The organism is Bacteroidota bacterium (assembly GCA_019637975.1).
In the GTDB taxonomy this organism is placed as follows: Bacteria; Bacteroidota; Ignavibacteria; order UBA10030; family UBA6906; genus CAADGV01.
The window spans coordinates 1-23,616 of record JAHBUR010000017.1; the positions used below are offsets into that span (position 1 = coordinate 1).

Genomic DNA, 23,616 nt, shown 5'->3' on the forward strand with positions numbered 1-23,616 from the left:
GCAGCAGCCCCGATATGGGGTCGCTTCATGAAATACGTCAATGCAGACAAAACCATCAACATGCCACTTGAGTACTTTGTACAGCCGCCAACCGTGACGAAGGATTCGGTGTGTATTGAGACAAAACAGCTTGCAACACAATTCTGTCCCGGAAAGTACGCCGAGTATTTTGTGGATAGAATGCGGCCGGACAGTTGCGCAGTTCACACACATGCGCATTGGAGGGATTTCGAGGAGAGACGGGGAACTATCAACTACTAAAACAGAAAATGCCCCTCGGGGCACTCCTGCTCACAACAAAGTCCAGCACCAAGCTACAGGTTATTCCACCCGCAAATCGCGCTCAAAGATATCGTCATCATCGGGGTCGGCTGCGCGAATCGGCTCTCGCCTCGTCTTCTCGATCAGCAACAGCGGCACCGATGCCAGCGCAAGCAAAGCAAAAAACTTGAAAAATTTCATGTTGTTTCTCCCACCATGAGAAAATTGTTGTTGTTGTTATCGCGCTGAATCAATGTAACAGGACATCAAGGGTGTTATCGTGACTCTAGACACAAGGCGTTGAGATAGTCACGACTGCCGTGTGCCTTCGGATTTATCTGACATCCGGAAATGCCTCCAAATTGTCACTTTTCCCTGCAACTCAAGCCTTTGCCGAAAACGGCACAATACACTGTGAGCGGGAAGCGTTGCGGATGTTCCTGATCGAGTCTTGCTTGTCAATACCAAGACTTCGAAAATATACAAAAGGAAGAGAGGATTGCAAACACGCGGCGAACAACTTAACCCACACTTAATACGAAGTATCCTGCTGCATCAACAAATCACGAAAGCCTGAATTGTTGCGAAATCTGGCCAGATCGAGATCAAGCACACTCGCCGTAAAGAATCTTTTGTTCATCGCCTTAACGAGATACCGTGCGGCATCGGGAGATTGATTCCGCTGCAAGGCGTGGAGGCGTGCCGAATCATAGAGAATATGAACATCCGACGGTGAAAGAGCGAGGGCATTTGCGTTGCTCGCCAATCCATCGCCAAAACGGCCAAGCCGTGTGAACACAAGTCCGCTATAGGAATGCGCAGCGGCAGAATTGGGACGCACTTTGAGCGTATCATCGATCAGTTGGAGTGCCTGAAGAAATACCTTCTCCCACTCGGTTCTGGATTTTCCGGCAAGTTGATACATACGTCCGAGATCGTAATGAGCAATGAAACTCCCCGGTGCTTCCAAGGTCCGGCTTTTGAGAATATCAATTGCGCGTTCGTGTTGGTTCGTGGCAACCAACGCAACGAGGTATTCATCAGAATATGAATTGGACTTGCGATCGGAATGAAACTCGAGTTCGCGAAGAGCATTTACCGCATCGTTGTTCATCAGATGGATTGTTGCAAGCATCAAGCGTGAAGAGTGCGTACGCGGATCCCTTTCTACCAGTGTCTGTCCAGCTTTTACCGCTTCCTCGTTTCTGCCTGTCCGAAGATATGCAAGGGCGAGCCATCGTTGTGTCTCAATATCACTTGCGGCGATTTGCGCAGCCTGTTCAAGCCGGTTGACCGCTTGCTGAAAATCCGACTTGAAGAAATCAATCACACCCCACAGGCGATACACCTCGGATGATCCTCCTCCCAAATTCACAGCCCTGTGCAGACTTTGCTGTGCCGAATCAAGATACGGGGAGATCGTCTCTTGTTGAGATGCGTGAACGAGAATGTGTGTCCACCCTAATGACGTTTCGGCATAAGGAAACGTCGGATCAAGGCTCCGGGCACGGGAGAAAGCCGAGATAATCGAATCGAGCGGCACGTTGCCGGACTCACGCAGCATCGCACGTCCAAGCAAGTAACTTTCGTACGCTTCGGCGTTTACCGACGAGGTCATGAACGCAGCCTGCATTTCCTTTGCATCGACATTCATCGCGTTGGCCATTCTCGATGCTACGTCACTGCACCACACAGGTAATTCATCATGCATGCTGCCGGATGAGTATTCCAACACGGGTTTCCTTTGTTCCGTCTGAATCAATGTCACGTCAATGTTTGTACTTCCGCCGGTTCCGGCTATACTCCATTGCACAACATAGTCAGCACCTAACAGGCGCGCAGTAGCGATATCATCGCCGCTTCGTATTGCCCGTGAGGTGTTGGAGGAATATGCTCTCACAGCGCGTAAGTGAGAGAGGTGGAGAAGGAGTTCTTCGGTAAGGCCGTCGGCGATATATGCCTCGCTATGCGATACACTGGGCGGAAGAACGAGCACCCCGACCGTCGGTGGAAAATATGCAACCCGAACTTGATTGAGAACGATAAACACAGTAGCAACGCCGAACAAGGCAACCAGCGAAATCCCGAAAAATGACAGAATGCGCAAGCTGAAGGAACGCTTCTCCTTCCTGGCTTCCTCCGACTCGGTTGAGACGGGCACTTCCGCCTCGATCTTCCTATCCCCCATGATTTGAGATTCGACGGATTCCCGTGCAACCCTCACGATGTTTAGCGGTAGGAGTTCTTCCTTATTCTTCTCTTCTTCTCTTCGGCGTTGCTCTTCGTGGAGAAGTCGTTCAGACAGGTTCTTGGCCTTTTGGATTTCATGTTGCAATGCACCAGCTTCTGCATGGTTCGGTGCCAGCGTTGCAACGCGATCGAGATCGCGAAGCGCGTGCTCGTATTCTTCACGTTCATACTTCGATCGAGCTGAAAGGAGGAGGCCTGCTATACGTTCATACTTTGCGGATTCGTCTTCTCGAGTCGGAGGGATGTTCTCCTGGCTGAAGGCAACTTCGTCCATCACCTGCAGTTCAGGATACGCGTCAAACTCTGATTCTTCAATCGTGGATACAGGGTCGGAGCAGGAGAATGTCTCTTCTGCGGCGGAGAGGCTCTGGGATAGTCTCGCTTCCTCGGCTTCAATCCTTGCAAGTTCCGCGGCTTCCGCCCGCTGCCGGATTTCCTCGAGCAGCGTTGTCCTATCCTGAATATCATTGCTTTTGTTGAAACCCATTCCCTCTACACCGGAGCGCGATTCTTCAATGATTCTCGAACATATGCCATCGTATGGATTATCGGCAAAAGCCCCGGGACTCTTCAGGTCTATCTACCCTGCGAATCGGCGAGAATAACGAGGAGGTCTTCTTCCATTGAGGTTTTGGGGGATTCCACAACCCGTCCAATTTCAACGCCGTGTTTCAGGAAAATGAAGGTAGGCACCAATCTGATGTCATATCGCTCTGTAACGCCGTCGTCGCTCGCTTTTGTGCGGTCAACGCCATAGAATTTTATGTGAGAAGGAGGAATGGTGGCAAGGTCGGCGATCTTGAGGAACCGGGCTACCTCACGCTTGCTGTCACCGCACCACGTACCGAGTACGACAACAACCTCGACTCCCTCGTGCAGCGTCTGAATCATCTGAACAAAATTCTCATCTACCTGATATGAATCGTAGTTCTCCTGAAATCTCGGATATTCGGGCTGCATGAAATCTTCGCGCACAACCCATCCTATCACCATTTTCTCCGACGCCGTTTGCGTCTTTTCCGCTTCTTTCGTCGAACAACCTGCCAGCAGCAGCACGAAGAGCATTACGGACAATCGACCCATTTGTATTCTGTGATTTATTTTCATTGGTGAATCAAGTATATTATGTGCCCATTAAAGGTACCAACTCACGTACTGAAACACAATGCAAGGAAAGGGTCACGCAATGCCTGAAGCATTGGACAGACGTTACGATGTCCAGGATAGTTCCTCTATTGATGTACATGCCCTCGAGACGTTTCCCTACGAGTATCCCGGAAAGGACATCATCGTCAATATAGACACGGATGAATTCACCGCTGTTTGTCCCTGGTCGGGACTTCCCGATTTCGCCACAATAAGGATTGAGTACATCCCCAGCAGGTCGCTGATCGAACTGCGTTCCCTGAAGTATTATCTTCTTTCCTACAGAAATGTCGGGATCTACCAGGAACACCTCGTCAACCGGATTTTGGAGGATCTTGTGCAATGCTGCCACCCAAAATGGATGAAGGTGGCAGCCGACTACAAAGTTCGGGGCGGAATTCATACGATTGCGAGCCGTGAATTTTCGGCAAAGAAGAAACGTTCGTAACGTGCATGTTCAACACGTTCCTCATAGCCCTGTATGTGTCCTGCGACCTGATTGCCAACGTCACCGCCTCAAAACCTGTCACGGTGTTGGGTTTCTCGGCACCTGCCGGAGTGTTCATCTATGCGGTGACATTCACTCTTGTTGATCTCATCAACGAACGCCTTGGGAAAAAGGGGGCGCGGCAGGTTGTGTATGCGGCGTTCGCGGCAAACATACTACTTGCAGCGTACACGTTGCTTGTCGTTCATCTCCCCTCGCCCGACTTCTATACACATCAAACGGCGTTTGCGGCAACCCTCGGATCAACGCCACGCATTGTTGTTGCGAGCCTTGTTGCATTTATTGTCAGTTCGCTCATTGACGTCGAGATTTTTGCGTGGTGGAAGGAGAAGATTGGACGGTACAAATGGGCGAGAGTAATTGTTAGCAATGCGGTTTCTACATTTGTCGATAGTCTTGTTTTTGTTGGGATAGCGTTTACCGGGGTAATGCCGCTTGTTCCCCTGATTGCGGGCCAATATGTGCTGAAGATGGGAATAACGGTGGTAAGCGTTCCGCTTATTTACCTCATCCGTCAAGAAGCAGCGAAGGCAAGAAACGACTAACGAAGGCTCGATTTCAGGAACACTGCATCCGCCAAATTCCTGTGCAACCGCCTTGAAGAATCGAGACGGGAGATGTCAACCCGAAACGTATGCAGGCCTTTCCCTTTTGATGTTCTGCTCGAGAAGATCAATTTGCCCGAGGGATCGAACGCATAGGAATATCCGCCTTCTGTATCGCTGGCATTGCATCCGACAACAAAAATCTGGTTTTCAATCGCCCGTGCTTTCAGCAATGTCTGCCACGCGTCGTCCCGCACTCTCGGCCAACGGGCCGGAACAAACAGAATCTGCAAACCTCTAAGTGCCAACGCTCGGATCAATTCCGGGAAGCGCAGGTCATAGCAGATCACTACACCGGCACGCAACCATCCGTGTCGGGTTGAGATTCGAAACGTGGATGTATCAGACCTTCCGGGTCTGAAGAATTTCCTGTCGCCCGCCGGCTTGAACAGATGAATCTTGTCGTAGCGGTGAATGACTCTGCCGCGATGGAATACGAGAGAGGTATTTGTGGGAAGTAACGTTCCTTCGCCGAGGAACAGACTGCCGGCAACAACGGTGCAGTGCGTTTGTTTCGACAGGTTCCTCAGTGAAGAAATCAGTTGGTCCGCAAAATGATGCGGAGGCGTGCCCTGCCGGAGGGCACGATATCCTCCATCCATCAATTCCGGAAAGAGAAGAACATCTACCGATGTAAGGCGTGCAGCGAAGCGGGCATCATGAAGCGCATCGGCGTCAAAACAAAGACCCGCACGCAATATGCTCATCCGATCTTACTTGCGGGCAATATTGATAGCGCGTTTTCCTTTTTGCTCATTCTTCACATCGAACTCGACCAGGTCTCCCTGTCGCAGTTGATCCCGGAAGCCGGTTTCTTTCACATTGCTTTGGTGAAAGAAAATATCCTCGCCTCCGTTAACCGTGATGAAACCAAACCCCTTTGTTGCGTTAAAAAACTTTACAGTGCCTTCCATGCGAAATCCTTCCTTGTGTACTAAAAGAAAAAAACAGAAAGCCCCAATCCCGATGGTTCGGGACCAGGGCCGCAAATTACAGATGGTAACGAAGTCAGACCTTGCTCACGTTGGATGCCTGCAATCCTTTCGGCCCCTTTTCAACATCGAACTGAACCTTATCCCCCTCGTTCAGCGTTTTGTAGCCATCGCCAACGATGGCTTTGTAATGGACGAACACATCTTCGCCCGTTTCGCGTTGAATGAAGCCGAAGCCCTTGGCTCCGTTGAACCACTTAACTGTTCCTTTTTCCATCGGAACAATCCTTTCAGAAAAGTCCTACAAGCGTACGGCTGAGCCGCCCAGATAGGGCACCAGAATAATTTGCCTCTTAATAGCCAACAGCTCTGGTAGCGGGTGTCCACACTCAACTATCACCGCTGTTACGTCCTCTGCCGAACATTCGTACGAACTTCGCTGCAGCAACGGAACCATTAAAAGTGCAATAACGGTGTACTGTTGTTTGCGCTACCAAGATAGGATTTTGAAAGCCGAATTGCAAGCCCATTTTTGCGGTTTTTCTCAAAGAAAAAGGGTGGAACGTATCGCCTCGTTCCACCCTTGTGTCTTGACGGTTCTCCCCATCCCACCAGGGGAGAGCCTCAACCACCCGGCATCTCATTCCGTGAAAAAGTCATCAACATCGTAACGAAAATCCGTGTCCAGTAGTTGCGGGTTTGATGGCGGTTGCACCGAACCTGTGACTACAGTTGTTCTTCTACTGCTCAGGAGGAAGGGTATCGCAACCAACACACCAAGGAATGCTGATATAGCTACTGCTTTCATCGCTGTCGCGCCTTGCTATTGAATGCACATGAACACTTCATCACTTAGAATGCAGCTGTACGTTAGTGCGTACCAAGCCTGCACGTCAATTTCTTCCATCAGGATCATCTCCAGAAACTCCCGTTCCCCTTTGGAGAGTTGCCCGAACCGATATGACTTTTTCATGGCGTACCCCGCTCTGCTATGTTGTGATTTCTCTGCCATCACTTTTTAGTACGAAAGGTGTGCCAGAAAAGATTCCCCCCTATTTCAACACATCTTGTTTGACTTGCGAGCACATCCATGGATAGAGGAGGTATTTTTTGCCTATTCTTGTGGACAAAGAGAGGAAAAAAGTACATTCTGGTTCTTAGCCATGACCATCACATGGACGATATTTCTTCTTTCAAATCTATGAGATTTTGCCTATTATTGTTCCCGAAGCGACAACGTTTCCTCCCCTGTTCATTACCAAAATCGAACTCGACAGATTCTTACTTATCAATTCAACGTAGGAGAACTATCCCATGATGAAAAATATTGAACAGCTTTTGGGGGCAGATGCGAAAGGCCTGCTGGAACACCAATGCAAGACGATTCCCAAAGAATCACTTCACCTGCCCGGGCCGGACTTCATCGACCGCGTATGGATTCCAAGCGACAGGAAGTCGGGTGTGTTGCGCAGTATTCAACAACTGTACAGCCACGGACGGCTGGGCGGGACAGGCTACCTCTCGATTCTTCCTGTGGATCAGGGTATTGAACATTCGGCCGGGGCTTCGTTCGCTCCAAACCCGATCTACTTCGATCCCGAGAATATTGTAAGACTTGCAATCGAGGGTGGTTGCAACGCTGTTGCCTCAACCTTCGGAGTGCTCGGTTCGGTTTCGCGCAAATACGCCCACAAGATTCCGTTCATAGCGAAGATCAATCATAACGAATTTCTTTCCTACCCGAACTCCTACGACCAGATCATGTTCGGGGATGTTGATATGGCATTCGAAATGGGCTGCGTTGCCGTAGGGGCTACCATCTACTTCGGATCTGATGAGTCGAAGCGCCAGATTCAGGAAGTCAGTGCAGCGTTCAAGTACGCCCACGAGCTCGGAATGGCGACAATCCTGTGGTGCTATCTTCGCAATCCCGCCTTTAAGACGAAGGAAAAGGACTATCACGTATCGGCCGATTTGACGGGCCAAGCGAACCATCTCGGCGTAACAATCGAAGCCGACATTATCAAACAGAAACTGCCCGAGAACACAGGCGGCTACAATGCGCTGAACACAAAAGAAAATCCTTACGGCAAAACGCACAAGAAAGTCTACAGCGATTTGAGCAGCGACCACCCGATTGATTTGACGAGGTATCAAGTTGCCAATTGTTATATGGGACGATCCGGCCTGATTAACTCCGGCGGCGCTTCGTCCGGCGAAAGCGACATCGCGGAAGCCGCAAAGACTGCCGTCATCAACAAGCGGGCGGGCGGCATGGGGCTGATTTCGGGCCGCAAGGCATTCCAGCGCCCGATGGCCGAAGGCGTGACAATCCTGAACACGATTCAGGACGTGTATCTCGCCAAAGAAATCACCATCGCATAACGGGTAGAATATTTGCGGAAAAGGCGCCTTGGTTTTCAACGAGGCGCCTCGACGGCACGCTGACTTGCATTCCTGTTCAAATTCAAGTATCCTTCTGTCACACATTCCGGCTGTACTCAATTATCACACTCCGGGGAGTTCGTATGGCAAAGCCCTCACCTGCTGCACACTCGAAATCAGCGAAACCCTCATCCCTCGACCCCCTTATTGAAAAGCTGAATTCATTCTCTGCGGATAACTATTGGGATCTCGGAAAGTTTCTTGTTGAGAAGGTGATACCCGCTGCGTTGAAAGAAGGAATTTTCGGAGAACAGATTCTCAAGCGCATGGCGGACGTTCCGGGCTTCAAGTTCCCCTATCATATGTTGAAGCAATGTCAGATGTTCTATACGTACTACCCTGACGTTGAGAAGCGCCCTCTGCCTGAAATATTCTACTTCGAGCTTGCGACAAAAGTCGACGAAAGCCGCAAGAGAAGCGAATATGAAAAGACGGCAATAAGTCACAAATGGACGATTTCCGACCTACAGAAGAAAATTCGTGAAGACGAACTTGTCCGGCGGGAAGATGAAAAGACACGCTTCGGTTTTGACTTGAAGGAACGGAACATCTGGTCGTTCGACACACCCGATCCGCGTTTCGGTAAAGCCGGCTTCAAGGGTCGTCTGCCCGGGCAGGTGATTGCCAACGCGCTGTTCTACTACACAGAACCGGGCTGGTTCGTTGTCGACCCGATGGCCGGAAGCGGCACAACAGGCGATGTTATCGGATCGGTTCCGTACTTTGCGAATCGTACGATGAAGATGTACGATATCGAGCCATCGGATGAACGCATTCAGCGGGCGAATATTTTGCAAACGGGAATTCCCGAGCAATCCGGCACAGTTGACTATGTCTTCCTCGATCCGCCGTCGGATTTCTATCCAAAGGCCGGGGATTCTGATTTTTCCGCCGGCGCCGCGAAAGCGGATACGATGATGAAGCTGAAGTCGATTGCCCGCGAAGGCGTTCGCATATTAAAATCAAAGGGCAGGCTCTCCATAGTTGTCGAACCGACAGTCGGGAATTTCGGCTTCATTGATTTTCCGTTTGAAGTCGCTTCCGTTATGAAGGAACTTGCGATGAAACCGGTGGGGAAAGTGTACCTGCCGCGGCGCGGAGACTCTGCAAAAGTGCGTGCGCACACATCAACTGAAGGGCCGAAGCCGATGAGCAGTGAGTGCCGAGAGTTGCTTACGTTTGAGAAGCCTTAAGAACAAAGAAGGATCACTATGGCCGAGCGAAAGAAACTATCCGACGAGGAAATTCAGGCTTCTGTTTCTGCTTTGACGGGTTGGAGTATTCAGAATGCAAAACTGCATAAAGAGTTCATTTTCAAGAACTTTGTTGAAGCGTTCGGCTTCATGTCACGTGTTGCGCTGATTGCGGAAGGTATGAACCATCATCCCGAATGGTTCAATGTGTACAATAAAGTTGTGATGGATTTGACGACGCACGATGCAAGCGGCATCAGCAATCTGGATTTCCAATTTGCAGGAAAAGTGGAAAGGTTGCTGCAATAACACAAAGGGGGAATTTCTTCCCCCTTACTGATTTTGAGAATCCGTGGATGTTCTCTATTTCTTCAGTGACTGAACAAGGGAGTTGAAGTCACTCTCCGCCTCTGCGATGGTCTTTGCCGGTCCTGTTAGCTTGAAGAACACGGATCCTTCCGGTCCGGCCACAATCGCGCCAAGGAGCCTGTACTTCTCGAACTTCCCGCTTGATTGCATCATCGGGCCGCCCGGCGCAAGATACGTTCCGTCGATCTGCACCAATTCCACCTTCATGCCGTTCACCTCTTTCGAGGATTGCTTCGGCTTGCCGTTCTCAAACTGATTCACCCAACGGTCGATGTTCATCTGGACGTCGCCACCTTGTCCGCTACCGAAATAAAACACCCCGCACTCGCCGCCTTCCTTATCTCCGGCCGCGGCCGGAGTAGTGTACGTTGCAACTCTCATGGGCTTCTGTGATCCCTCACTCCATCGCTCCGGAACAGTCCAACTCACACCGGCGACCGAAGTTGCGCCTGTTACGCCAATATCGGGGTGGCCGCTGGGCAGTTGCTGCTGTATTTGCAGGTCACGCGGGGCTTCGGTTTGCGGTTTCTTGTCGTTGCAGCCGGCGAGCAGAATACCTGCGGCGGCAAAAAGGATGAAGAAGCGGCTCATAATACAACCCTTTGAAGATAGTGTTGGGGAAATGTGAATACGAAGTGTAGCTATGATAGCGGATTTCGCGTTTGCAAGCAAGCATATGAAGAGAATTTCAGAAAGGCGCGTGAAGTGAAGTACATCACCCTCCTGATCATGCCTGTTGAAAGGACGGGTCGATTTTTCTACATTCGAACTGCACTCGATTTCCGACCCGCGCTAATCACCGGGTCGTGTCAACCTCTACTCTGTTTCATCACCACGCGAGAGGAACTTCCATGCAAAACTCCGGGCTGCGCAAGCGTTCACTCGTCGCTGTTGGATACGTGATCATCATTACCTGTATTTTCCTCGTCGATCTTCGTGAGCCGCTTGCCTTCGCAATCTGGCCCCTATATGTTCTTCCTTTGTTTCTTGCCCGGTTTCACCTGGGGAGAAGACTCTCCATGTTGTTCGCGCTTCTTTCCACCCTCTTCATCGCAATTGCATTTTTCGTTTCGCCGATGCAGGAATTGGCCTCCTACGATTCCGTGAACCGCGTGCTTGGTTGTGCCATTCTCTGGTTCATTGCAGGTTCCGGAGTGGGGCTGAACACGCGTGAAAAGTCGGGAGACGGAACTCTGCCTGATTCGCATGATTGGACAGTCGTTCGCATTGTTGCCGCATACTTGATCGTCGCCGGAATCTGGATTCTCGCCTCCGACCACATGCTGGGCTCGCTCGTTTCAGACCCGGAAAAGCTCATCGAATTCTCCCAGGCAAAGGGATGGATCTTTGTGCTTTTCACGGGCACGCTTCTTTACGTACTGCTGCAGCGGTACGTCTCATCCCGCAAGCGCGTCGAGAACGACCTCCGCCGAAACCAGGAACGATTGAATCAGATCACCGGTGCAACGCCATCTCTCATTCTGGAAATTGACCGGCAAGGCCGGATTCTGTTCGCAAATCGAATGCATGATGAAACCACTCCATTCCGTCACATCAACAGCCAGTTTGCCTCTTGGTTTCCCGAACGCCGGCAGCCGTTTTTCAGGAACCTGATTGAGGAGGTTTTCGCAACGGGGGCTTCGCAATCGGCTGACTTGGAAATTTTGCTTCCCAAAGCAACCGTGCAGACATACGCCGCCGCTTTCACTCCTCTCCACACGGCGGACGGCATTTCAAGCGTTCTCGTGACGGCAACCGATATCACACGTAGAAAGCAGGCCGAAGATGCATTGAAGGAAAGCGAGGAACGCTACAGGTCGCTGTTTGCCAACAGTCTCGATGCTGTGCTCCTGTCATCCCCCGATGGCCGCATTCACGCGGCAAACGCCGCCGCATGCGCCATGTTCGGATATACGGAAGATGAACTCCAGCATGTGGGAAGGCAGGGCATTCTCGATGAATCAGACGTTCTTGTAATCGACGCATTACACCAACGCAATACCACGGGCAAATTCAAGGGTGAACTGACATTCACGGCGAAGGACGGAAGGCGCATCCCCTGTGAAGTCTCCTCCACCATATTCCCGGCAGCGAAAGGTGAAGATCGTACCAGCTGGATTATCAGGGATATCGTTGAACGCCGACGGCTGGAGGATGCCGTACGGCAAAGCGAAGAACGACTGCGCCTCGCACTTTCAGCTGCAAACCAGGGCTTGTTTGATTTGAATATCGTAACGGGTGATGCCATCGTCAATGAGAATTACGCCTCAATGCTCGGCTACGATCTTAGTGAATTTCATGAGACAAATGCAAGCTGGATCAGCAGGCTTCATCCCGACGATTTCGAACGCGTGACGGCAACCTACAAGGCGTACGTTGCAGGCGAAATACCGGAGTACAGTGTTGATTTCCGCCAGCGGACGAAGACCGGTAAATGGAAGTGGATTCTTTCCGTCGGGAGAATTGTCGAATATGACGTTGAAGGCAGGCCGTTGCGCATGCTCGGCACGCATGTGGACATCACGGACCGGAAAGCCAACGAAGAAAACCTTCTCAAGCTGAATCGCCTCTACTCCTTCATCAGTCAGGTCAACCAAGCCATTGTCAAGGCACCGACACGGCAGAAGGTGTTTGAAGATGTATGCAGAATTGCAGTTCAGTTCGGCAAGTTCCGAATGGCATGGCTCGGAGCCGTCGATGAACAGAACAATGTTGTTCCTGTAGCGCACGACGGCGCGGAGGATGGTTATCTTGCTGCTATCAAGAAGGTCACCGTCGACGAGACCCCCGAGGGAAGAGGACCCACGGGCAGGGCACTCAGGCTGGGAAAGCCCCAATTCTCCAACGATATTGCCGCTGATCCTCTCATGTCACCCTGGCGTGATGAGGCTTTGCGTCGTGGATATCGTTCGTCGATCGCATTGCCGCTTCATGTAAACGATCAGCTTATCGGATCTCTGAATTTGTATGCCGGAGAAACGAATTTCTTCACACCTGACGAAATCAGTTTGCTTGAAACCGTCGCGAACGACATCTCTACTGCAATCGAAAAGTTGCAACAAGAGGAAGTCCGCAAACAAACAGAGGAACAAATCCTGTTTCAGGCACGCTTGCTTAACACTGTCGGGCAAGCAGTTATTGCAACGACTTTGGACGGGACAATCACCTACTGGAACAAGGCTGCCGAACTACTTTACGGCTGGCCTGCTGCGGAAGCTACAGGGCGAAATATTCTGCAGACTATAATACCGGAATCATCCGGACATAATGCTGAAGATATTCTGAACGCGTTGGCGCAAGGAGCCACCTGGTCGGGCGAGTTTCTTGTCAGACGCCGCGATGGAACTACCTTTCCCGCAATGGTCAGCGACTCTCCTATCTATGATCAAAGCGGAAACCTTGTCGGTGTCATCGGCATCTCGACGGATATTACGGAACGGAAGCAAGTCATCGAGGATTTGCGAAAATCACATGAACGGTTCCAGATCCTCTCGAACGCCACAAACGATGCGATTTGGGATTGGGATATTCAAGCAGACAGAATATGGTGGAATGAAGCCTTCTACAAATTGTACAGCTACGAGCGTGATGCAATCTCCAACATCGCAAGCTGGGAACGTGCCGTACATCCGGACGATCGTGAACGCGTGACGGCGACATTCAGAGCGGCGCTGGAATATCGGGTCGACACGTGGTCGGAGGAGTACCGCTTTCTTCACGCAGACGGAACCTACGGATATGTTGTTGATCGCGGATTTCTCGTTCGAAACGACGAAGGCAAGCCCGTCCGCATGATTGGTTCAATGCTGGATATCACATCACTGAAACTGGCCGAGTTGGATCAACGGTTCCTCGCGGAAGAACGGAGCCGGCTCGTCAAACAGCTTCAGCTTCAATTCGACAGGATGCCGATCGGGTACGTACTCCTGAATGAACAACTTAGGATTACCGAATGGAATCCGAGTTGCGAGCGCATCTTCGGATATTCCCGGGAGGAGGTTATCGGCAAGCACCCGTATGATCTTGTTGTCCCCCCTTCGGCAAGGAATTTTGTCCAAAACTTTGTCGAGGAGTTGAAGCAATCCAATCAGACTCTGAGCGCAATCAACGAAAACATGACAAAAGACGGCAGAACAATCCTGTGCGAGTGGTTTGACACGCCGCTGAAAGACGATCATGGCAACTACATCGGCCTCATGGCAATGGTGCAAGATGTGACGGAGAGAAAGAAAGCCGAAGTGGAACTGATCCGTTCCAATGAGCAGTTGCGCCAACTGTCCAGGCATCTCCGGTCCGTACGCGAAGAGGAACAGAAAAGGATCTCCCTTGAAATCCATGATGAACTTGGCCAACAACTGACGGCACTGAAATTCGAGGCGGCAATGATCGAGAAGGCCGCTCTCCGCATCGACAAGCAAATTAACAGCGGGCCTATTCTGGACCACGTGCACGGACTGGAGAGCATCATCGACACAGCCATTTCGACAGTCAGGCGGATTGCAACCGAACTGCGGCCCGGCGTGCTTGACAGACTTGGCCCTATGGAGGCGCTTGAGTGGCAAGCTCAGGAATTTCAGAAGCGAACAGGGATTGTGTGCACATTCCATTCAGATGCCTCCCCCGACAATGTTGACGAGGACACTGCCACAACACTGTTCCGGGTGTTCCAGGAAACGCTTACCAATGTTGCACGCCATGCAGAAGCGTCGAACGTGCGGTCGCTGCTCACCGAGCGTGATGGTTTTCTGGAGCTTCAGGTTATCGACAACGGACGCGGAATCAGTGCCGAAGAAATTGCCAACACAACTTCCCTTGGCCTTCTTGGAATATCGGAACGGGCACGCATGGCGGGCGGAACCGCATCCATACACGGTACTGCGGGTCAAGGAACCACGGTAATCCTACGGTTGCCTCTTGTCGGATCTCCTCATCATCATAAGACACGCGCATGATTCGCATACTTGTAGCCGACGACCACGCCATGGTGCGTGAAGGACTCAAAAAGACGCTTGGCGACGAACCCGACATGCGTGTTGTTGGAGAGGCGAAAGACGCACGCGAAGTTCTCTCGCTTGCCCGTGACGTTCCCGCCGATGTTCTTGTTCTTGATATTTCCATGCCGGGCGAAAGCGGACTCTCGATCTTGCACGAACTCTCAAAAACTGCAAAACACCTGCGCGTTCTCATTCTCAGTATGCACCCCGAGGAACGATTCGCCGTCCGCGCATTGAAGGAGGGCGCATCCGGGTATCTGACGAAAGAATCTGCCCCTCACGAGCTTGCAATGGCAATCAGAAAAATTGCCTCAGGCCGGAAATATATCAGCACAGGAATGGCGGAAAAGCTGGCCGACGGATTGCAGAGCGGTAACACTGCGTTACCACACGAACTTCTGTCAGAACGCGAATATGAGGTGTTTTTGCAGCTTGCTTCAGGCAGGTCCGTAGGCGATGTTGCAAAAGTCCTTTCATTGAGCATTCCTACCATCAGTACACATCGCAGACGTATTCTGGAGAAGATGCACCTCCGCACGAATGCCGAGATTATTCAGTACGCGTATGCCAACAAATTGATTCATTAACGGAAGGCACGCCTTGACTCGCCATTAAACCGGTGTTTGTTCACACCGCTTCGGGCAAGTCCATCCTGCCAAATCGTCATCAGCGATATTGCTGTCAGCGGTATGATGATTTGTAAATCATACTCCTGACTACGCCTGCCGCCTCTCCCGGTCACTATCTTTCCGGTACACCTTTCTGACATGTGGCAGAAAGTCAAAGTCGTAACGGGGGAAACGCGATGTCAATAACAATTCTGAATACTCATGCTGCGCCGCAGGGCGAGGCAAGACGTTCTGTGTCCCTCGACATCATGAGCAAGGATCGGCTCGAGCGTATCCTGCAATACATGCATGATATTGTCGGCGAAGCGGACCTTGCCGGAATGTTCTTATACGCAAGTCCGTCATACAAAACCGTGCTGGGATACGAGCCGGAGGAACTTCTTGGCCGTTCGATCTTCGAGTTTGTCCACGGTGATGATGTGTGTGCTGTTCTGATTACGTTTGACAACGCCATCAAGACCAAATCCTCCGGGAGAGTGCAGTTCCGTTGCCGCAAAGCCGACGGCGAGTACATCTGGATGGAAGCCACCGGCAATGCAATCGTGAATGACGGTGAGGTCACAGGGGCGGTATTCAGTGCCCGCGACATTACGGAGCGTGTTGTTGCAGAGAAGAGTGTAGCCCACAATCATGCCCTGCTCCATGCCATCCTTGAGAGCAGCGATTCGGCAGTGTTTTCGGTCGACGGCAACCATTGTTACACCTCCTTCAACAAGGTTCACGCAACGTTCATGCGCGAGCTGTATGGCGTAGATATCCGCCCCGGCACGAGCATATTTGATTTTATGCCGGATGATTCTCTCACGTCCCAATTTAAAAAGCATCTGGAAAGAGCGTTGCGAGGGGAGTGTTCTTCGATTGACCTGCTGCATCGAAAAGAGGGCAGGTACTTTCAATGCACGTTCACGCCCATCCGAATGACTGCGGGAGATGTCTCAGGAGCCGCCATATTCGCGCGGGATATTACGCAACAACAACAGAATCTACGAGAGACCCTTGAACAAAAGCAGTTTCTGGAGGCGCTACTCGACGTCATTCCTCTTCCGGTATTTTATAAGAATCTCGAAGGCACATACCTCGGTGTCAACAGGGCATTCCAACAAATGGCGGGGAAAACCCGCGAACAACTTCTTGTAAGTACCGTTACCGATTTTACGACAGAGGATGAAAGCAAGATTCATCTTCAAGAAGATCAAGAAGTACACACGAATCGCCAACTCAGCGTCTATCATATCCCTTTTAAGGATAATGCAGGCAAAGTGCATCAACTGATCGTGCACAAGGCGCCCTATTTCGACATCAGCGGAAATCTCGCAGGGGTCGTCGGCGTCTCGATGGACGTAACAGAACTGAAAAGTACCTACGACAAGTTGAACGCCGTCGTGTCGCAAAAGGATCTTCTTCTGAAGGAAACCACGCGACAGCGTGCTTACTTCCAGCAACTGTTCGAGGCATCTCCCGACGCTATTGCAATTGTGGGACGGGAGGGTTTCCTGGTCGATATCAACCGGGCATTCACGGATATGTTTCACTACCGTCCCGATGAGGTTCGCGGCAGAAGACTTGAAGACTTGGTGGTTCCTCCCGGACTTCCTAAAGACTCCATCAAGCAGGCGGCGCTGAAAGGCGAGGTGGTTCGCAGCGAAACGCAGCGGATGCGAAAAGACGGCTCGAAGTTCACTGCATCTGTAGTTGTCTCGCCCATTCTGTTAAATGAGAGCACTGTCGGCCTTTATGCGGTGTACAGAGATATCTCTGCACGGAAAGCTGCCGAGGCCCGGCTTCAGCAACTCTCCGTCGCGGTGGAGCAAAGTCCCGCCTCTATTGTCATTACAGACACATCCGGTGCAATACAGTATGTGAACAAGAAGTTCACTGATGTAACCGGCTACACACTTGAGGAAGTTGTTGGCAAAAATCCCCGCATACTCAAATCGGGTGAAACTGGTGCTGAGGTATACCGGAAGTTGTGGGAAACCATCACGGCGGGGGGTGAATGGATCGGTGAGCTTCATAACAAAACCAAGTTCGGTGAGTTGTACTGGGAGATGGCTCATATTAGCGGCATCAAAAACGAGAACGGCGTTGTGACAAGCTTTCTTGCAGTCAAGGAAGATATCACCAGGCAGAAGCATGTCGAACAACTCCGCGTTCACCTTGAAAGCGAACTCCGCTCGCGCAACGTGGAGTTGGAGAAAACACTTGCCGAAATGAAGCGAATTCAGGAAGGCCTCATCCAATCGGAGAAGATGGCATCCATTGGCTTGTTGACCGCGGGCATCGCGCACGAGATTAATAACCCGCTTGCATTTGTTTCGAGCAACCTGAATCGTTTCAAAGAATATTTCGAGGATGTCATCACCCTGTTGGATGCGTGGCGGGAACTCGGCAAAATCCTCCCCGCCGACGGGACTGCCGCACAGCCTCTTGCCGAATTGCGTTCGAAGGAAGAACAGATCGATCTCGCATTCGTAAAAGAAGATTTCGGCACATTGATGCAGCACTCGCGTGTGGGCGCCGATCGGATCAAGTCAATTGTCGAGCAACTTCGCGGTTTCTCGCACATGAGCGATGCCGTTGACAGTGCCGCCGATATCAACAAGGCGCTTGAAGATTCCGTGACGTTGTCATGGAACGAAATCAAATACAAGGCAACAGTGAATAGGGAATACGGGGAAATTCCGCCGGTGTCGTGCAACCTTGGCGAGTTGAAGCAGGTATTTGTAAATCTACTCGTCAACGCAGCGCATGCTGTTGAGCCGATGGGGTTGATCACGCTGCGAACGTCGGTGTGTGATGATTATGCGGTGGTTGAAATTACCGACACAGGATGCGGCATACCGGCGGAGAATCTCCCTAAAATTTTCGACCCCTTCTTTACGACTAAACCGGTCGGGAAGGGAACGGGGTTAGGCCTGTGGATTTCAGCCACCATCATACAAAAACACGCCGGAACGATATCCGTGAAGAGCACGGTCGGGACCGGATCTACATTTGCCATCCGTCTGCCGTATCGGGAGAAGGGAAAAGGAGAGATAGCGGAATGAGTGAAGCGCTGACAGCCGGAACTTCCGGATGCACGCCACCGTCGGTGGTAGTGATTGATGATGAACCGGCTATTCTTGCAGCCGTAACAAGTTTGCTGCGCCGCCAGAAGCTTGCGGTTCGAACGTTTGATTCCGCGGCTGAAGCGCTTAACTATCTCAACCTGAACCCGACGAACATTATCATGTCGGATATGCGAATGCCCGACATGACCGGAAGCGACTTGTTGACAAAGGCGGCAACCATCAACCCTGACAGCATTCGTATTGCGATGACCGGATACGAAGACAAGGATGTCATTTTCGATGCCATCAACAACGGCATTGCCCAGTACTATATTTTCAAACCATGGGACGACGACGCGCTTCGCGAAACCATTACCGACGCAATTCGCGTACAAAACGAACTCGTCAGCCTTCGGCTTAAAGAGGGATTGAAGTCGCTTACCGCGCTTCCGTCACCTACAAAGTTCCAGACCGGGTTGTGGGAAGTGCTGTCAAACCCGGATTCAACTGCGCATGACCTTGCACAACAGATTGAAGGGAGCCCGGCTCTCGTCGCACGATTACTGCGTTCGGCTAACTCGGTGTATTTCGGGTCCCGACACAAGATCAGTTCAGTGCTTGATGCAATTCGGATCATCGGGACAGCCAACGTCGCGGCAATGGCACTCGCCGTGGAGTCGTTCGGTTCGATCTGTCAATGCTCCAAAATCGAACTGACTGCAGAGATTGATCACATTTGGGATCAGGCATTGCGCCGCGCCGGGCTTGCCAAAACCATCGCGGCCTCATGGAATGGGTTCGAGCAATCGCATGCCATCAATATCGCTGCACTCCTTCAGGAGATAGGCATGGTTGTTCAACTCTGCACAAAGCCGGAGAAGTATGCCCGTTACCGCGCTTCGATAGCCGACGGTACTGCGCCCCGGCATGTTGTCGAGCGTGAGATCTTCGGCGTAACACATGACGTTGTTGGCGAGGCTGTTCTCGAGTTCTGGAACTTCCCGAAATTCATCAGCTCTGCCGTTGGCCGTCATCACGGGAATGTACAGGGCGATAGTGTGGCAACAATTCTGCAAATAGCAAATGTTCTCGACAACGAATACGACGCGTCCCCCTACGATCCGTCCCTCAACGGTCTGATCGATAAATGGAGAACACGAATCTACAACTAAACACATGGCGCGAAACGTATGACCGAATCAACAACAACATCATTCACCCCCAATCGCAAAGTACTGTATGTGGATGACGAGGCCCACCTGCTCTCGTCGTTTGCCTCGCTTCTTAAAAAGAAACGGGTCGAGACTCTCGTGCTGCAGGATTCGCAGAAGATCGAGAGCGTTCTCTTTGAACACGGGCCGTTCGCAGCCGTGTTTTCAGACCAACGCATGCCCGTTGTGGATGGGGTTGCGGTGTTGGAAAAAGTGGCAAGATTTCACCCCGATACAATCCGTATTCTCGTAACAGGGTATGCGGACTATGCTGACACCATCCGCGCAATCAACGTGGGTGGCATCAGTCATTTCATCGCAAAGCCGTGGAAGGATGATGAACTGCGCAAATTGGTCGGCGATACGATTAGCAGATTCAATCTTGCAAAAGAAAATGCATTCCTTCTCGATGAGATCAAAAGAGCCAACGCAGACCTTCAGGAATTGCTGGACGGCACGGTAACCGGCACGGTTCAAATCCTCCGCGATATGCTCACGTACGGGCATCCGTCGGCTTCGTCGCAAGTCGAACGTATACGCAAACTCGGCCTGGCGTTTCTGGAGATGAGTCCGGACATTTCTGCACTGGAACAATGGGAAATACGGCAAGCCCTCAACCTCTTTAATTTCGGCCTCGCGTTGCTTCCGCCGTCTCCCGCAAAAAGGGAAACAACGCCGTTAACTCCCGAAGCGCGAAACCACACAACGGTTGCCGCCGAACTTCTCAAAGACATTCCGCGCTTTGAAGGCGTTGCCCGCATTGTTCTTTTGCAACACAAGAATTTCGATGGCACCGGGTCTCCTGCCAACGTTGCTGTTGCCGGAAAAACCATTCCCCTCGGATCCCGTTTGCTTCGTATTCTGCTTGATCTGGATGTTGCCCTGATTGCACGCAAGAACGGACGCTCAGCACTGGAAACCATGAGCCATCTGCCTTCCAAGTACGATACTGATATCATTGCGCGCATGTTGGGTGTCGCACCTTCATACCAGGATTCCGAGTTGCCGCAAGAAACGACATGTAATGTTCACGAATTTCGCCCCGGCATGGTTGTCTTGGAGGATATTGTCACGCAAAGCGGAAAACTTCTCCTCAAGTCGGGATTCAGTTTAACGGAAACAAGCCTGAAAATACTCCTGCAATGGCACAACGGCGACCCCGTTTCAGGAGAATTCCGGGTACGGCTGAGCGCGTAGTGCCTTCTGAAATTTGTTCGACATCACTATTCTGAATCGGCGCGGGATTTCGGCTTGCAATCCCTCATGAAAGCGCGTATCTTGAAACAGAGGTAACGCTCTCTCTTTCCTTTCGTTCTTTACATTCCCAACGCATCACGACTCCCGTTTCGTTTTTTCGCATTGCGCCGGTATGGCGTCGGAGTGTCTTCTTGCGTCCGAACATGAAGAATATCCGGAAGGAGATGATCACAACATGGTCACATTCAACAAGCCAAATCTATGAAGAAGTCCACGAAAGCAATTCACGCAGGATTACCGCACAAATCCCGCTATGGTGAAGTGTCGGTGCCGATCTATCAGAGTTCAACATTCTCCTTTCCATCCGCTGAAGATGGGGCCGCACGCTTTTCCGGAAACCAGTCCGGCTACATCTATACGCGCATGGGAAATCCGACGATCAACGCCCTTGAGGAGAACGTTGCTGTACTTGAAAATGGCTACAAGGGAATGGCAACCGCGACGGGAATGGCGGCAATCAGCACGGTGTTTCTTGCCCTTCTTGAGAAGGGATCACACATTATCAGCAGTGATTGCGTGTACGGCCCGACGCGAGTGATTCTTGAGACCGCGTTTGCAAAATTCGGCGTCGAATCCACATTTGTCGATTCATCAGATTTGACGCAGGTCGAGAAGGCAATCCGCCCCAATACGCGCATTGTGTTCATCGAAACGCCGGCGAACCCGACGATGAAAATTTCCGATCTTGCCGGAGCAGCACGTATCGCCCACAAGAACGGATGCGTACTTGTCGTTGACAACACCTTTGCCAGTCCGTACCTTCAACGCCCGTTTGAGCACGGAGCTGACGTTATCGTTCACAGCCTGACGAAGTTCATCAACGGCCACAGCGATGTTGTCGGCGGGATGATCGTCACGAGAGATGAATCAACGTACAAGCAGATAAAGCCGGTGTTGAACCAGTTCGGCGGAACGATGGATCCTCATCAGGCGTGGTTGGTGTTACGCGGTGTCCGGACGTTGCATCTGCGTGTTGAACGTGCACAGGAAAACGCAATGGCACTTGCACGCTTCCTCGAAATTCATCCCATGGTGGATTGGATTCTCTATCCCGGTCTGCCGAATCATCCCCAGCACGACATCGCGGCAAAACAGATGGACGGATTCGGCAGCATGATCGCCATTGGGGTGAAGGGTGGATTGGATGGTGGAAGGATTGTAATGAACAGCGTGCGACTATTCACTCTTGCCGTTTCACTCGGCGGCGTCGAATCTCTGATTGAGCATCCGGCATCAATGACGCATGCATCTGTATCCAAAGCGGAGCGGGAACTTGCAGGCATCTCCGACGAATTGGTGCGCATCTCCGTCGGATGTGAGGATGTGGGGGATTTGCAGGAAGATTTGGATACTGCTCTGAATGCCATCTCCGGAATGCTCAATCCGTTCCCGCTGGAAAGAGCAGACGAGAGACATCCGTTATTGGAGGAAGATAGGTAGAGGGTCGGCAGCGTGCCGAGAAATGCTTTTCGCCCCACAGCAGTCATTTGACGCACGAGAGAGCCTCATGAGCTCTCTCGTGTTTTTTGTACGACAACGTATTTCATACCACCTCAGAAAGCGCTGACAAATCCAGCGCTTATCTTGTTTGCTTTCGCCACAAAATCATACGTATACTCGCCGACAAGACGGATGTTGCGTGCAGGCAGGAAGCTGAAATGACCGGTTGCAGAATGGTACTTGTACGTTCCGGGGAGTATCTCCATCCAGTTATACAACGCAGCGGCATACCAGCGACTCTTGTCCCCGTCAGGTGAGTATATCATTTCACCAAATGCGCCGCGGGTTTTCGTTTTTCGTCCCGAGTTCATGAACGCGGGATCCGTGTCCTGACGTTCCACGTACTGCACATTCAACTCGAGTTGTTCTGTCGCAAGTGTCACGTCGGGACCGACCATCCAAAGAGAATTCACTTCGCCGAATCGTTCTTCCTTCCCAACATAGCCGAATCCGCCAATCCGGACATGCTCTGATACATCTTGCGACACACGGAGGAAGAAATTCTTATACTTGTCCGAATCAAAGCTGTACGGCGCATCCATTCGGCCAATGCCGCTGCCGTTCAATATCTCCAGCGTAATATCGGTTTTCGTGGGGAATCCGTATGTGAACATAATCCCTCGATCATAGGCAAGATTCACCCGCGAAAAGCCGGGCGCTGTTTTGTAGATCTGGTAGTCATCAAGTGTCAGGCGAAGCTCGCGCTTGAACAGCGGATCGGAAACTTGGAACTGTCCGAGATAGATATCCAGTTCGCTGCCGAAAAGGTTGTTGAACATGATGAACGCGTCTTCAATGCCGGCAACTTCTCCCCGCTCTGAAAAGAAGAAGTAGAAGTAGTAAGAAATATCCTTTGCAATGATCCCTCCTGAAAGAATCTTAAGCAGATACGGTGCCTGAAAGTCGAACCGGCGCGCGGTTTGAGGTTGCCAACGCATGTAGCCCTCAAGACGAAGAGCAAACGGAAGCTCTCGCATCAGCAGAAGTTCATCATCACCTGTATCGCGGAAGAATCGCGGCGATTCCTTGTCTGCAAGCTGGAATCCGTTTCCCGCAAACTCGTCGCCGTATGGTTTCAGCTTGGGAAACGGTGCGTGACATGTAGTGCAGCTCATATCGTATTTGCGGGCAAACGCAGGAATGGCGAAGCTCTGACCAACAAACAGTAGAATGCTGAGAAGAACGATCACATTTCTAAACGTGTTCATAATTGTGCCTTTGATTGGAAGAATGAAGCGCAGAAAACGGTGTTACTCTCGTGTGCCG

At 51.3% G+C, this 23,616-nt stretch carries 21 protein-coding genes; 12 read left to right on the forward strand and 9 right to left on the reverse strand.

Features of this window, described 5'->3' with window-relative positions:
- Positions 1-261: hypothetical protein (locus KF749_10695; GenBank protein ID MBX2991620.1), on the forward strand; the 261-nt coding region annotated here is incomplete at its 5' end.
- Between the two features lie 60 nt (positions 262-321).
- Here KF749_10695 and KF749_10700 read toward each other — a convergent pair.
- The 3 genes from KF749_10700 to KF749_10710 form a co-directional block, all read right to left on the reverse strand.
- Entirely contained in the window at positions 322-462 is a 141-nt protein-coding gene (locus tag KF749_10700) for a hypothetical protein (GenBank protein ID MBX2991621.1), read from the reverse strand.
- Between the two features lie 331 nt (positions 463-793).
- Complete coding sequence (locus KF749_10705) at positions 794-2,998, reverse strand: tetratricopeptide repeat protein (protein MBX2991622.1); 2,205 nt, start codon at positions 2,996-2,998, stop codon at positions 794-796.
- 89 nt (positions 2,999-3,087) lie between these two features.
- Complete coding sequence (locus KF749_10710) at positions 3,088-3,594, reverse strand: thioredoxin family protein (GenBank protein ID MBX2991623.1); 507 nt, start codon at positions 3,592-3,594, stop codon at positions 3,088-3,090.
- Between the two features lie 103 nt (positions 3,595-3,697).
- Here KF749_10710 and queF point away from each other — a divergent pair, with 103 nt between their 5' ends.
- On the forward strand, positions 3,698-4,105 hold the full coding sequence (gene queF / locus KF749_10715) for a preQ(1) synthase (GenBank protein MBX2991624.1): 408 nt from the start codon (positions 3,698-3,700) through the stop codon (positions 4,103-4,105).
- A 5-nt stretch (positions 4,106-4,110) separates the two neighbouring features.
- Positions 4,111-4,710: a queuosine precursor transporter gene (locus KF749_10720; protein ID MBX2991625.1), complete on the forward strand. Its 600-nt coding sequence runs from the start codon at positions 4,111-4,113 to the stop codon at positions 4,708-4,710.
- Here the strand turns inward: KF749_10720 and KF749_10725 are convergent.
- The 4 genes from KF749_10725 to KF749_10740 all read right to left on the reverse strand — a co-directional run bounded on the left by KF749_10725 (position 4,707) and on the right by KF749_10740 (position 6,675).
- Complete coding sequence (locus KF749_10725; protein ID MBX2991626.1) at positions 4,707-5,477, reverse strand: carbon-nitrogen family hydrolase; 771 nt, start codon at positions 5,475-5,477, stop codon at positions 4,707-4,709. The two genes, KF749_10720 and KF749_10725, sit on opposite strands and share 4 nt — an antisense overlap.
- Positions 5,478-5,483: 6 nt before the next feature.
- Positions 5,484-5,684: a cold shock domain-containing protein gene (locus KF749_10730; GenBank protein ID MBX2991627.1), complete on the reverse strand. Its 201-nt coding sequence runs from the start codon at positions 5,682-5,684 to the stop codon at positions 5,484-5,486.
- Positions 5,685-5,778: 94 nt separating this feature from the next.
- Positions 5,779-5,979 carry a cold-shock protein gene (locus KF749_10735; protein ID MBX2991628.1) on the reverse strand — a complete coding sequence of 67 codons (201 nt, stop codon included), beginning with the start codon at positions 5,977-5,979 and terminating at the stop codon, positions 5,779-5,781.
- Positions 5,980-6,525: 546 nt separating this feature from the next.
- Positions 6,526-6,675, reverse strand: a complete 150-nt coding sequence (locus tag KF749_10740) for a hypothetical protein (protein ID MBX2991629.1) — start codon at positions 6,673-6,675, stop codon at positions 6,526-6,528.
- Positions 6,676-7,016: 341 nt separating this feature from the next.
- Here KF749_10740 and KF749_10745 point away from each other — a divergent pair, with 341 nt between their 5' ends.
- The 3 genes from KF749_10745 (at position 7,017) to KF749_10755 (ending at position 9,649) form a co-directional block, all read left to right on the forward strand.
- On the forward strand, positions 7,017-8,087 hold the full coding sequence (locus tag KF749_10745; protein ID MBX2991630.1) for a class I fructose-bisphosphate aldolase: 1,071 nt from the start codon (positions 7,017-7,019) through the stop codon (positions 8,085-8,087).
- A gap of 143 nt (positions 8,088-8,230) precedes the next feature.
- Positions 8,231-9,340 carry a hypothetical protein gene (locus KF749_10750; GenBank protein ID MBX2991631.1) on the forward strand — a complete coding sequence of 370 codons (1,110 nt, stop codon included), beginning with the start codon at positions 8,231-8,233 and terminating at the stop codon, positions 9,338-9,340.
- A gap of 18 nt (positions 9,341-9,358) precedes the next feature.
- A complete protein-coding gene (locus KF749_10755; protein MBX2991632.1) occupies positions 9,359-9,649 on the forward strand; it encodes a 4a-hydroxytetrahydrobiopterin dehydratase in 291 nt (96 codons plus the stop codon).
- Between the two features lie 54 nt (positions 9,650-9,703).
- On the opposite strand, the gene KF749_10760 is transcribed toward KF749_10755, so the two are convergent.
- Positions 9,704-10,171 (reverse strand): hypothetical protein, encoded by a 468-nt coding sequence (locus KF749_10760; GenBank protein MBX2991633.1) that lies wholly within the window; start codon positions 10,169-10,171, stop codon positions 9,704-9,706.
- 389 nt (positions 10,172-10,560) lie between these two features.
- On the opposite strand from KF749_10760, the gene KF749_10765 reads away from it, so the two are divergent.
- From KF749_10765 to KF749_10790, 6 genes are all read left to right on the forward strand, one after another.
- Positions 10,561-14,661, forward strand: coding sequence for a PAS domain S-box protein (locus KF749_10765; GenBank protein ID MBX2991634.1), 4,101 nt, complete (start codon positions 10,561-10,563; stop codon positions 14,659-14,661).
- On the forward strand, positions 14,658-15,290 hold the full coding sequence (locus KF749_10770) for a response regulator transcription factor (GenBank protein ID MBX2991635.1): 633 nt from the start codon (positions 14,658-14,660) through the stop codon (positions 15,288-15,290). Before KF749_10765 ends, KF749_10770 begins: the two co-directional genes overlap by 4 nt.
- 218 nt (positions 15,291-15,508) lie before the next feature.
- Entirely contained in the window at positions 15,509-18,379 is a 2,871-nt protein-coding gene (locus tag KF749_10775) for a PAS domain S-box protein (GenBank protein ID MBX2991636.1), read from the forward strand.
- Entirely contained in the window at positions 18,376-19,554 is a 1,179-nt protein-coding gene (locus KF749_10780; protein MBX2991637.1) for an HDOD domain-containing protein, read from the forward strand. The genes KF749_10775 and KF749_10780 overlap by 4 nt, the downstream gene beginning before the upstream one ends.
- Positions 19,555-19,572: 18 nt before the next feature.
- Positions 19,573-20,790: a response regulator gene (locus KF749_10785; GenBank protein MBX2991638.1), complete on the forward strand. Its 1,218-nt coding sequence runs from the start codon at positions 19,573-19,575 to the stop codon at positions 20,788-20,790.
- Positions 20,791-21,051: 261 nt separating this feature from the next.
- Positions 21,052-22,290 (forward strand): PLP-dependent transferase, encoded by a 1,239-nt coding sequence (locus KF749_10790; GenBank protein ID MBX2991639.1) that lies wholly within the window; start codon positions 21,052-21,054, stop codon positions 22,288-22,290.
- Positions 22,291-22,403: 113 nt separating this feature from the next.
- Here the strand turns inward: KF749_10790 and KF749_10795 are convergent, their stop codons facing one another.
- Positions 22,404-23,561, reverse strand: a complete 1,158-nt coding sequence (locus tag KF749_10795; protein MBX2991640.1) for a hypothetical protein — start codon at positions 23,559-23,561, stop codon at positions 22,404-22,406.
- Positions 23,562-23,616: the final 55 nt, after the last annotated feature.